The 11,352-nt window shown below is 66.4% G+C and carries 12 protein-coding genes; 10 read left to right on the top strand and 2 right to left on the bottom strand.

Features of this window, described 5'->3' with window-relative positions:
• On the top strand, nucleotides 1-529 hold a 529-nt coding region (locus VGH85_23340), incomplete at its 5' end, for a GNAT family N-acetyltransferase (GenBank protein ID HEY2176756.1).
• Between the two features lie 46 nt (nucleotides 530-575).
• On the opposite strand, the gene VGH85_23335 is transcribed toward VGH85_23340, so the two are convergent.
• Entirely contained in the window at nucleotides 576-998 is a 423-nt protein-coding gene (locus VGH85_23335) for a DUF1232 domain-containing protein (protein HEY2176755.1), read from the bottom strand.
• Between the two features lie 191 nt (nucleotides 999-1,189).
• Here VGH85_23335 and VGH85_23330 point away from each other — a divergent pair, with 191 nt between their 5' ends.
• The 3 genes from VGH85_23330 to VGH85_23320 all read left to right on the top strand — a co-directional run bounded on the left by VGH85_23330 (nucleotide 1,190) and on the right by VGH85_23320 (nucleotide 3,647).
• Nucleotides 1,190-2,155 (top strand): aminoglycoside phosphotransferase family protein, encoded by a 966-nt coding sequence (locus tag VGH85_23330; protein ID HEY2176754.1) that lies wholly within the window; start codon nucleotides 1,190-1,192, stop codon nucleotides 2,153-2,155.
• Between the two features lie 100 nt (nucleotides 2,156-2,255).
• Nucleotides 2,256-3,092 (top strand): DinB family protein, encoded by an 837-nt coding sequence (locus VGH85_23325; protein HEY2176753.1) that lies wholly within the window; start codon nucleotides 2,256-2,258, stop codon nucleotides 3,090-3,092.
• Nucleotides 3,093-3,140: 48 nt separating this feature from the next.
• Nucleotides 3,141-3,647 carry a GNAT family N-acetyltransferase gene (locus tag VGH85_23320; GenBank protein HEY2176752.1) on the top strand — a complete coding sequence of 169 codons (507 nt, stop codon included), beginning with the start codon at nucleotides 3,141-3,143 and terminating at the stop codon, nucleotides 3,645-3,647.
• 35 nt (nucleotides 3,648-3,682) lie between these two features.
• Here the strand turns inward: VGH85_23320 and VGH85_23315 are convergent, their stop codons facing one another.
• Complete coding sequence (locus VGH85_23315) at nucleotides 3,683-4,378, bottom strand: AraC family transcriptional regulator (protein ID HEY2176751.1); 696 nt, start codon at nucleotides 4,376-4,378, stop codon at nucleotides 3,683-3,685.
• A gap of 234 nt (nucleotides 4,379-4,612) precedes the next feature.
• Here VGH85_23315 and VGH85_23310 point away from each other — a divergent pair, with 234 nt between their 5' ends.
• The 6 genes from VGH85_23310 (at nucleotide 4,613) to VGH85_23285 (ending at nucleotide 10,980) form a co-directional block, all read left to right on the top strand.
• The gene (locus VGH85_23310) at nucleotides 4,613-5,278 is read left to right on the top strand and encodes an alpha/beta hydrolase family protein (GenBank protein HEY2176750.1); all 666 of its coding nucleotides are present in this window, start codon (nucleotides 4,613-4,615) and stop codon (nucleotides 5,276-5,278) included.
• Between the two features lie 113 nt (nucleotides 5,279-5,391).
• A complete protein-coding gene (locus tag VGH85_23305; protein HEY2176749.1) occupies nucleotides 5,392-6,315 on the top strand; it encodes a pyridoxal-phosphate dependent enzyme in 924 nt (307 codons plus the stop codon).
• Between the two features lie 12 nt (nucleotides 6,316-6,327).
• On the top strand, nucleotides 6,328-7,044 hold the full coding sequence (locus tag VGH85_23300) for a uridine kinase (GenBank protein ID HEY2176748.1): 717 nt from the start codon (nucleotides 6,328-6,330) through the stop codon (nucleotides 7,042-7,044).
• Nucleotides 7,045-7,140: 96 nt separating this feature from the next.
• Nucleotides 7,141-8,451 (top strand): VOC family protein, encoded by a 1,311-nt coding sequence (locus VGH85_23295; GenBank protein ID HEY2176747.1) that lies wholly within the window; start codon nucleotides 7,141-7,143, stop codon nucleotides 8,449-8,451.
• Nucleotides 8,452-8,832: 381 nt separating this feature from the next.
• The gene (locus VGH85_23290) at nucleotides 8,833-9,621 is read left to right on the top strand and encodes a GNAT family protein (GenBank protein HEY2176746.1); all 789 of its coding nucleotides are present in this window, start codon (nucleotides 8,833-8,835) and stop codon (nucleotides 9,619-9,621) included.
• A gap of 636 nt (nucleotides 9,622-10,257) precedes the next feature.
• Entirely contained in the window at nucleotides 10,258-10,980 is a 723-nt protein-coding gene (locus VGH85_23285; protein HEY2176745.1) for a hypothetical protein, read from the top strand.
• The last annotated feature ends 372 nt before the right edge of the window (nucleotides 10,981-11,352 follow it).

Genomic DNA, 11,352 nt, shown 5'->3' with positions numbered 1-11,352 from the left:
GGGCGATGCGGCAGCTCGCTGCCAATGTCAGTGGTTCAGGTCGACGCCCGCTGAACATCGCCAGACTCCCCGATCCCAGCGGCTGGAACGCTTCAACGACCAGGCACACTTCGGCGAGCCACGGGCCACAACTACAGCAGGGCTTGTTGCCTATCTCGGTGACGAACCAGTCGGCTGGTGTGCAGTCGCACCGCGTTCGACCTACGTCCGCCTGCGCAATAGCCGGATGGTCTGGACTGGCCGGCAGGAAGACCCGGACGACGACTCTGTCTGGACGGTCAGTTGCTTTGTGGTCCGCAGGGGCTATCGAAGAAAGCGCATCTCGTACGCCCTCGCGCGTGCGTCGGTCGACTTCGCCCGAGACCGTGGCGCCAAGGCGGTCGAGGGCTACCCCCTCATTACAGGTCCCGGCAAGGACGTCGGCTCGGGGGGACTCTTCGTGGGCAGCACCGGCGTTTTCGCCGCCGCCGGCTTCGTTGAAATCACCCGTCCAACGACACGCCGGGCTGTCATGCGTCTCGATCTCTGACCAGGCAGCCAGCCTTCAAAGCGTTGCCACCTGTGATTGCTTCAACCTACTGGCGGCCGCTACTCGGGGTACCGGCAAGTTGCTGGATGAGTTGGAGACCGTCGGGGGTGCCGGGCCAGTGGCGCCGGAGGGCATCGGGGCCGGCGTTTTTGGTGACCGAGCGCAGGACGAGGGCGATGATGATGGCGTCGTCGGCGTAGCCGAGGACGGGGATGAAGTCGGGGATGAGATCGATGGGGGACGCGAGGTAGACGATCAGCAGCCCGAGCCGGACCCGTACGCCGGTGGGAACGGTGGGGTCGGCGGCGAGGCGCCGTATGAGACGCAGAAGGTCGGGTAGCAGCCGCAGCGCGTCGCGCATGGTCACGGTGTCGGGGTGGCGGCGAGCGTAGCGCCAGAGCAACAGGACAAGCGTCGCGTAGATGAGCAGGAGGCCGGCGAGGATCGCGACCGCGGCGTGCCACCACATCTCAGGTCACCGCCGGGATCCGCGGGGTCGCGTACTCCAGTCGCAGGCCGCGTGGGAGCAGTGGTGGGCGCTCGATTGTCACGACTGTCATGCTCTCAGCCCCGGTGGGCCGCACCGCGGCAACCCGCATGGCCGGCGCGCTCAGCGACCCGTCAATAGGCCCGCGGACAACCTGGGCGAATACTGGCGGGATGCAACACCCCGAGCACGAAGAGGTCGCCGCATTCCTCGCCGAGCACTCCGACGACAGTCCCAGCGATCTGGAGCCCCTCACCGGCGGGGCGTGGTCATCGGCATGGGCCTACCGAGCGGGCGAGGAAGAGTTGGTGATCCGCTTCGGTCCGGAACGTTCCTGGTACGAAACCGACCGCATGGCTATGGCCTTCAACGGACCGGATCTGCCGGTACCGCAGGTCAGGGAGGTGGGGACCACACCGAACGGACGGGCCTACGCCATCTCAGTACGTCATCACGGGCAGTTCCTGGAGGACACACCGGTCGAGCGTGCCGATGCCGCCGCCACCACCCTCACCCGCCTGCTCGTCGCGCTCCAGCGGGTACCCGCATCCCCGGGTACCCCGGTGATGTGGCACCCGGCAGGCGCGCCGGCCCGCAGCTGGCGGGAATTTGTCCTCGCCAAGCTGGTGGACGATCCGGGGAATCGGGTGCACGGATGGAGCGCCGCCCTCGCCGCCGACCCGAAGCTCGCGGCCCTGTCCACCGCGGTCTGCGACCGGGTGCGGACGCTGATCGCGGCCTGCCCCGAGCGCCGCGATCTCATACACGGCGATCTCCTGCACGGCAACGTGCTGGTGAGTCCGGACCGTCGCCGGGTTCAAGCGGTGATTTCCTGGAAGTGCTCGGTACGGGGCGACTTCCTCTACGACGCCGCATGGTGCAGTCTCTGGGCGCCGGTGTTCTACCCGGGGATCGCCGGCATCGACCCGCTGTCCGGACTGCTCCGGGACCCGGGCCTACTAGCCGACCGGAGCGCCCTCGTCGATGCCGCCATACGCCACCACTGCTACGAGCTGCAGATCGGTTTCACCAACCTGGCATGGAGCCTATGGACCTGGAAACAGGAACATCTCACCGCCACCGCCCGCCTCCTCGCCGAAATCCTCGAACGCGGTCCCTTGCCGTCGACCGGCGCCTGAGCGGACAACCACCGACAACATCGACCCAGCTCCCGTAGCCACCTCATCGGCGTGCAGTTCCGGAAGCAGACCGTCCGGGATCAGCGTTATCTTGCTGCCCATGACAGCGACCAACGTTCCGGCCGATCAAACGCCTCCCTCCCCCGATGACCCGGTTGAGGCGCAGTTCGGGCCGCACCGGTTCTACGCCGGCGAGGGCGGCGGCAGTGATCGGTTCCGCGGCAGCCACTTCGACGTCGCGGACCTGCGCGGAGCCCGGTTCGTCGATTGCGATCTGACCGGCGTCACGATCAGGGACAGCTGGCTGGTGAACGTGAGTATCTCGGGCTACCTCAGCAACGTCACGGTCAATGGCATTGACGTGAGCGATTTCGTCAGCGCCGAGCTGGACCGTCGGCACCCGGAGCGAGTGCAGTTCCGCGAGGTCCAGACGGCCAATGACGTCCGCGCGATGTGGGACACCATCGAGCGGCTGTGGGCGCAGGCAGCCGAGCGGGCCGGAAAACTGCCCGCTGCAGCGTTGACTGAGCAGGTCAACGAGGAGTGGTCATTCGCTCAGACAATGCGCCATCTGATCTTCATCATTGACGCATGGGCCAGCCGAACGGTGCTGGATGAGGAAAGGCCCTACCACCCGCTCGGGCTGCCGCAGAGCTGGTACCCGGCAGCGGACGCGGCCGCGCTTGGCATCGACCTGACCGGGCAGCCCGGCTACGCCGAGGTCCTGGCCGCTCGCGCCGACCGGATGGCTGGGATGCGGCGCATCGTCGCCGACCTGACCGCCGTCAACCTGGGACGGCTATGCCACCGCTCGCCCGCTCCCGGTTACCCGGACGAGGAGCGCACCGTGATCGACTGCATCGGCGTCGTACTGGAGGAGGAGATCGAGCACTACCGGTACGCGATCCGCGACTTGGCCGCGCTAGAAGGCAGTTAGTCGTTTGGTGCGTCCTGGTACGGCACAGATCCCATCGTGGTGGAACGGATGCTGCGGTTCCGGCAAATCGGTTGGTTGCAGTGGCGCTGGACCAGTTGGATGGGCCGCATGACGATCACGACTCGCCCGGCGACGTTCGACGACGTTGACGCTCTTGTCCAGGTGCTCTGCGCAATCAGCGCCCTCCCGGCAGGCGAAATCCGTGAGCGGCTAGAGGAGGACTTCCGCCACGACGCGCGGGAGCAGGTTCGCGGAGAGATTGCGAACAGCATCACCTACGTGATCTGCGCCGATGACATGCGTGTCGGTCGGCTCCGCGTCGTCCGCACCACCGACTACATCGAGATCGCCGGCCTCCAAGTCGACCCCGCTCGGCAGAGTCAAGGCATTGGCACCGCCGTGACCAACGAGATCCTCGACGAGGGCCGCCGAACCGGCTTGCCCGTCGAACTGGATGTCAGCAAGGAAAACCCGAACGCCGAACGGCTCTACACCCGGCTCGGGTTCCACCGCATCGGCGAGAACGACAAGGACTACCGGATGCGCCGCATCTAGCTCAGGAACGAACCCACCGTCTTGGCCATCCGCCGTCAGATGCCTTGTCCAGTGTCGAGAGTTGAGATGCGTGGGGCGGTGGTCTGGCGACTCGTTCGGTAGCGGCCCGGAGTCGTTCCGATGATGGTGGTGAACGCCCCGATGAAGCTGCTGGGGTTGGCCCATCCGCAGGCGTACGCGGTCTGGGTGGTGTCTCGGCCGTCGGCGAGGAGAACGAGCGCGTGGTAGATGCGGAGCTGCGTGCGCCACTCATAGAAGGTCATGCCGAGTTCGCCGCGGAACAGTCGGCTGAGAGTGCGGGTGCTGGCTCCGATCGTCTTCCCGAGTTCGGCCAGCGTGGCGTTGTCTGCCGGCGTCTCGTACAGCATCCGGGCAATGGCTTGCAATCGGTCGTCCCGTGGCTCCGGCAGGTGCAGTGGCTGTTCGTGTGCATCGCGGAGCTCATCGACGAGGACTCGAAGGAGGCGGGACCGAGCGGAGCGGCTGTAGTCAGGCGTGGCGTCGTCGTAGTTGTGGGGGCCGGTCAGCGCGAGTAGCACCTCGCGGGCGAGGTCGGAGGTCAAGAAAACCGCGGGATGGGCCGGTATTAGCCGAGCGACGGATGGCGCGAGAAAGACGATCCGCATATCGGTGTCGCCGTGGGCGCGGTGGTAGTGCGTGAAGCCGGCGGGGGTCCAGGCGACCCGGTTGGCGGGAACGATCGACGTGCCGCGCTCGGTGTGAACTGCCAAGACTCCGCTGGATGCGTATACCAGGTGTCCGCGTGCATGCGACTGCACTGCGCTTGCTTCGCCGGATGGCCAGAGATGGCGCCCGCCAGACGGCCACACATGTGACGTCGCACCGGCGGTCCGGCGAGGTTGGCGGCGAACGGGCATCAGTTGGCATCTTATCGGTAGCAAGCCACGCCGGGATCCAGTGACACTGCTTCGAGACCGCGGCCTGCGAAAATAGAGGAGAAGAACATGGCGACGTACGTGCTCGTGCCCGGCGCCTGGAAGGGATCGTGGGCGTTTGAGGAGGTTGTCCCTCTGCTGGAGCGTGCCGGTCACGCAGTTCACGCCCTGACCCTGACCGGACTGCGGCCAGACGATGACGACGGGACGGTCGCGACCACCAACCTCGACACCCACGCCGACGACGTGTTACGACACCTCGATCGCGCCCACATCACCAGCGCGACCCTGGTCGGCCACAGTTACGCCGGGATGGTGATCGCCGCCGCCGCCGATCGTGCCGGCGGCCGGATCTCACGACTGGTGCATCTCGACGCCTTCGTACCGCGCGACGGCGAGTCGTGGTGGTCGGCAACGAACGACCACTTCCGAGATCTGTTCGCTGCCGGCGCCGCGGCCACCGGCTACGCCGTCCGACCACCGGACGGCGGAGATCCCCGTCGCCGTCCCCATCCCCTCGCCTCCGTCATGCAGTCCATCAGGCTTACGGATGGGTTTGCCCAGGTCGCCCGTCGGGACTTCATCTACTGCTCAGGATGGAAAGATCGAACCCCGTTCGCTGGACTCCGCACCCGACTCCAAGCCGATCCCGAGTGGCAGGTCCACGACCTCCCAACCGCCCACAATGCAATGCATGAGGACCCGGAGGCGGTCGCTGCCCTGCTGCTCGGCTAATGCATCGCGAAAGTCAGGAGGATAGGTGAGTATGTCGCATGGCACGCGGATCGACCGGTCTTGACCATTCCTCGACGCGCCTTGACACTGCTCGGATCCGCGCGGCTCGCAGGGTGGTCGATCCGATCTTTCTCGACACCCCGCTGTACCGCTGCGAGGCGCTGGAGCCCGGCCTCGGATGCACGGTGAGTATCAAGCTCGAAACGGCGAACCCGGTCCGCAGCTTCAAGGCCCGCGGCACCGAGGTCATCGCGAGCCTGCTCGCCGACAATGGCCCGCGAGCCGTGGTGTGCGCGAGCGCGGGCAACCTGGGCCAGGCTCTCGCCTGGTCCGGCCGCGGCCGAGGGCTCGACGTCACCGTCGTGGCATCGCGCTTTGCGCCTGCGGCCAAGCTTGACCGCATCCGCGCACTGGACGCCAGGTTGGAGCTGGTGGACGGCGACTTCGACATGGCTCGCGAGCGGGCGGCGGCTGTCGCGCGGCACAACGGCATCCGGCTGGTCGAAGACAGCCTGGACATCGAGACCTGCGAGGGCGCGGCAACCATCGGCCTGGAGCTGGTGGATGCCGGGCGGTCGTTCGACGCCGTCCTGATAGCTCTCGGCGGCGGAGCGCTGGCCACCGGTGTCGGTCATGTGGTGAAGACCCTCGCGCCGGAGGCCGAGGTGATCTGCGTCCAACCGCTGGGCGCAGCGGCGATGACATACTCGTGGCGCCAACGGCGCGTCGTCACCACCGACTCCACGAACACCATCGCTGACGGCGTCGCCGGCCGGCGCCCCATCCCGGCTGTCCTGGACGACCTCCTCCTGGTCGCTGACGACGCCGTGCTGGTCCAGGAGGCGTCGATCATCACCGCCATGCGGATGCTCCTCGACCACGCCGGCCTCGTCGTCGAACCGTCGGCCGCGCTCGGCGTCGCCGCGATCCTCGAAGATCGTGGCCGCTTCGCCGGCCGACACGTAGTCACGATCGTGTGCGGCAGCAACGTCGACGTCGAGGCCTATCACCGCTGGATCGGTGCGGCGCCTATTTGAGAGGATGACCGGGTGAACGAGGCTGATCCCTCGCGCGCCATTGCGCGGAATAGGCAACCAGGTTCGGAAGTCCTGAGGGCTCTGGCCGCATCGATACAGGAACTTCCTGGATCGGGTTGCGTTCTCGTCGGCGTTGACGGCGTCGACGGATCGGGCAAGACCGTCTTCGCGAACAAACTCGGCGAGGTACTTCGCACCGACGGGCGCTCGACGGTCCGTCTCTCCATCGACGACTTCCACCACGTCCGCGCGATCAGGTACCGACGAGGACGGAGCTCTCCCGAGGGCTTCTGGCTCGACTCATTCGACTATGAGCGGCTAAGCGCCTACGTTCTCGACCCGCTTGGCCCGGGCGGTTCGCGTCGATACCGCCCACGCGGGCATGATCTCGAGAGCGACCAGATCCTCGTCCCCGACGACGTCTTCGCGCCCGCCGGAAGCGTTGTGATCATCGACGGGCTCTTCCTTCACCGCGATGAACTGGCCGACGTCTGGAACTTCTCGGTCTTCCTCGATGTGCCGTTCGACGTCACGGCTCGACGCTTGGCAACCCGCGACGGCTCTAATCCCGACCCTGGCCACCCCAGCATGCGACGGTACGTCGAGGCCCAGATGCTCTATTTTGCGCGGTGCAGTCCCCAACGCAGGGCCAGTGTGGTCATCGACAACACGTCCTTCGACCACCCTCGCTTCGTCGGCCCACCCCGCAAGGCGGGGGTCGTCGAGTAGTCGGAGGTCGGACGGCGGCGGAGGGTGACGTAACGCTTGATCGCGTTGTCCGCTTCCGGCTGGCTGATGGTCGATGAGTCGTGGGATTCTGCCGGGATGGGTAAGGACGAGCGGCTGACGGCGAAGCAGTTCCAGGAATCCGGCGAGGTGGAGGACTGGCGGGTGCTCGCTTTCGGGGCGAGCGCCTGGTTCGACGCGCCGTCGCATACGGCCGGTGCGGCTCTTGTCGGCCGGATCGCCGACCTGGCCGACAGCACGGGTCGGCTGCCGGATGTGGACTTGCGTGCTCGTGGGGTACACGTGCGGATCGTGTCCGGTTCTTCTGGCCTGACCGTGGCTGATGTCGCGACGGCGCGCGGGATCTCGGCTGCAGCTCGCGACCTCGGTCTGGCGGCCGATCCGTCGGCCGTGCAGGCCGTACAACTGGCGATCGATGCGCTCGACAAGCCCGCCGTGATGGGGTTCTGGCGCGCCGCGCTGGGCTACGAACCGTCGGGCGAGCAGGATCTTGTCGACGCTATGCGGCGGGACCCGGCGATCTGGTTCCAACAGCAGGATCAGGCACGCCCGCTGCGCAACCGCGTCCACATCGACGTCGCTCGCCCACAGGCGCTCACCCCCGCCGAAGCCAGCACGATCGGCGGCAGACATATCGGTGGTGCATACGGGGTTGGGTTCGCCGACGCCGAAGGGAACGAGGCAGACGTCATCCCGGCGGAGCCGAACGAGGAGATGGGCGAAGCAGCGGAGACCGCCGACTGGCGAGCCATGTTCGGCGGGATGACGTTCTACCCGATCGCCTCGCCCTTGCGCGCAGCAGAGCTGGCCGCCACGGTAGCCGGTCTGGCCGACGACGCGGGCCTGCCACTCCTCATTGACCTACGTCCGCACGGTGTCACGATCGACTCCGGCAAGGACCTGTGGGAGGAAGACGGGTTCGGCGATCTGGCTCGCCGGGTTCAGGCGGCGGCGCGAGCCAAGGGCCTGACTGCTGACACAACCCGCCTACGCTTCGTACAGATCGGGATCGACGCTGTCGACATCCCTGCGGTGCGGGGGTTCTGGCGAGCCGTTCTCGGGTACGAGAATGATCCGCGATCCGAGCTCGGTGTCACCGACATCTACGATCCGCGCCGGCTCAACCTGACCATCGTTTTCCAACAAATGTCTGCGTTGGAAGAGGCCCGGCGCAAGCAGCGCAACCGTATCCACGTCGACGTCTACGTACCCGACGACCAAGCCCGGGCGCGCATCGACGCAGCCCTCGCCGCCGGGGGACGGATCGCGTACGACGCCGAGGCGCCGGAGTGGTGGACACTCGCCGACCCAGAAGGCAACGAGGTGGACATCGCCGTCTCAGTCGGGCGTGCAGAACTCTGGCGGGCCAGCCACGCAGACGCCGACTGAGCCCGGTTGCAGGTGATCCGGCAGCGGTTCAACCGACAGGTCGCCGCCCTCGGACTGCCCCGGATCCGGCTGCGCGATCTGGGCGGGGGCGGTCCGGATGCTGCCCGTTAGCAGATGGCACAGAAGAGGGCTGAGAACGCCGACCGGCGTCCGATGCGTCCGCCGTAGACGCAAACGTGCAGGTCAGAGCCTTGTGGATCTTCGGTCGCTTGAGGTCCACCACCGTGAATCTCAGGCGTGTCGAGCCATCTCGTTAGCAAATCCGTTAGCAACGACCAACGCCGCTTCCTCTATGTGCGCCTCGGTGGGCCCTGGCCAGTACGACTGCTTGCTATCCGCCTTCTTGCCGCTCGAGCTCCTCGTCGCGTAGCGTCCGCCTCGATGTCGACTGCTGGTCGTCTGCGCACTCCCGACCTTGAGCTGCTCCGCTTCCAGGTTGGTGCGTCTCTCGACGCTCCAGGTCGTATCGCGGGTTGCTACGGCGTGACCATCGCCTCGTGCGCGGACGGCCAGGCGCTCTGGATCGGCGATCAAGTAGCAGACGATGCGGCGGCCGAGCTCGTCGCCGAATTCGACCGCGCACCCCGGCCGGTCGACCAGAGTGAGCCGCCGCCGGTGCTTGCCGCCTGCGAACGGATCCTCGCGTGGGTCGATGGAGAACTGACGTGCGCCTCGGGTCCGAGCTATGTCATCCCGGACGACACTAATTTCGCCGCTGGCATGACCATTGCCCACTCCGACGGAGCCGGCATCGACGCGCTGTGGGCCGCCAACCCGGGCAACTGGCATCCGATCGAATGGAGCGAACTGCTCGACGGGAAACTGGGTCCGTGGACCATGATCCTCGATGGCGATCGTGCGGTCTCGATCTGCCACACGCCAGGACCGCTCACCGAGAGCTCCGGCGAATGCGGTGTCTGGACCGACCCTCAGTTTCGCGGACGAGGCTACGCGGCCGCCACGGTCGCGGCCTGGGTGCCGCTCGCGTGTGTACCGGGGCGCCGCCTCTTCTACAGCACGGACACCGCCAATCTGTCGTCGCAGCGCGTCGCTGAGCGCTTGAACCTGGTCAAGATCGGCTCGACGTGGAGGCTTCATCGTCGCCGAGGCGGCGAAGCGCAGAACCTCCATCCCCTCTGTTCGCTGAGCACGAAGAGCGAGCGGACCTGATGGCTCATTCTCCCGCCGCATCACACCCTTGAAATCGGCGGTTCCGCCCTGCTGTCCCGGCACTCCCGGAGAGCGTGGAGGCGGCTAGTCCTCCTTGTGACTGTGGATGTTGATCACATTGCCGTCTGGCGCGCGAAACGAAAGAGCCTGCGTACGCAGGGAGGGCCAGATGTAGTGGTCGGATGAGAAACCGAATTGAACGTCCCGCCATGGAGCGGTGCCTCCCCCGTTGCCCGAGGACGGCCGACGGATGAGGCAGCGCGCAGTGCGGCGAGCCGGCGAGCGCCGCGAAGCGGCGTCTCGATCCTCGATTGCTCAATTCGGCAGTGCACGCAGTTGGTTTCATGTGTTCCGCCGGGTGATGTGCGATCGACGGCCGTCAGTTGATACCCGAAACATGGAACGCTCCGATTGGGCATGAGCGTGCGAGCAGCACCCCATTGGGCAGAGCTGGAAGAGCCGCTGCGGACAGTCCGATCGTTCGGGCTCCTGGTGGCCTGTTGGAGGCGTAGCGTCCCGGTACGGATGGGCGGATCATCTTCCTTTCGCCATGTTGATGCAGCCCCTGGACCCGGCTGTGCACGAGACACGAACCGTCAGGATCGCTGTCGAACGCCGAGGGCAAGGGGGCGACCAGTGAAGATTTCAACCCACAATCTTCTGCGTATCGCGGGTTTGTGCGCCATCTTGGCCGGGATTTGCTACGTGCTTGTTGGCGTGTTGCATCCGCCGAATCTTGCGTCGTCAGTCAGCAGCACCCGGTGGCAGGTCGTGCATGTACTCGCGTGCGCGATGTCCTTCTTCGGTCTCCTTGGCATGGCGGGGCTCTACGCTCGGCAGGCGGTGAAGTCCGGCTGGCTCGGACTGGCGGGGTATTTCTTGTTCAGCCTCTGGCTGGCGCTCATCATGGGCTTCAGCTTCGTTGAAGCCTTCATCTTGCCGCGTATCGCTAACGCGTCCCCGTCGTTCGTGCGGTCCTGGATGGGAATGTTCACCGGCCCTAAAGGGAACTTCGACCTGGGAATCCTCCCGACTGTATGGACGCTGACCGGAGTGATCTACATCGTCGGTGGAGTGCTCTTCGGCATCGCGACGTTCCGGGCGGGGATCCTGCCGCGATGGGCGGGCGCGCTGCTTGCCGTCGGGACTCTCCTGGCACCACTTGCAAGCCAGCTGCCCAATGCATCCCAGCCGAAGGTGGCCGTGCCGGTGGGCGTGGCTTTCGCCTGGCTCGGATACGCGCTCTGGGCTGAACTTCGGACGCAACACCAGCTGGCCTCGCAGCCGACACCGGTGCCAGGACATTCCGCAGGAGGCCCAGTCGTCCTCCTGGGAGACGGATCTGTCGACCTTTCCTGACTGACTGCTTGCACGGCTCAGGTGGGTCAGCACATTGCGCATACGCGCATCCGCCTCGACGGTGTCCACACGAAGCCCACGGACGATCAGCGATCCGTCGACACTCCAGCGCGCACACCGACCTCCGCCACTCGCGAGGCGGGACCTGGAAGCACCCAGCCCACAGCGCCCCCCATCTGCGACCCCGGGAGGGGACGGTCCGGATTCTGCCCGTTAGCAAATGGCACAGAAGCAGCCTTCCCATAGCCAGTCCACCAGCAAGATCACGCTCTACGGCTGGACTTCTAGGTCACGCTGATACCAGGTGCCTGGCTTACCGCCGAGGTCGGCTGGGTCGGCCGGGCCAACCGGGACGAACCCCGCCTTGGTCAG

The sequence above is a fragment of the Mycobacteriales bacterium genome, assembly GCA_036497565.1.
In the GTDB taxonomy this organism is placed as follows: domain Bacteria; phylum Actinomycetota; class Actinomycetes; order Mycobacteriales; family QHCD01; genus DASXJE01.
This window is presented reverse-complemented; position numbering and strand designations above follow the sequence as displayed.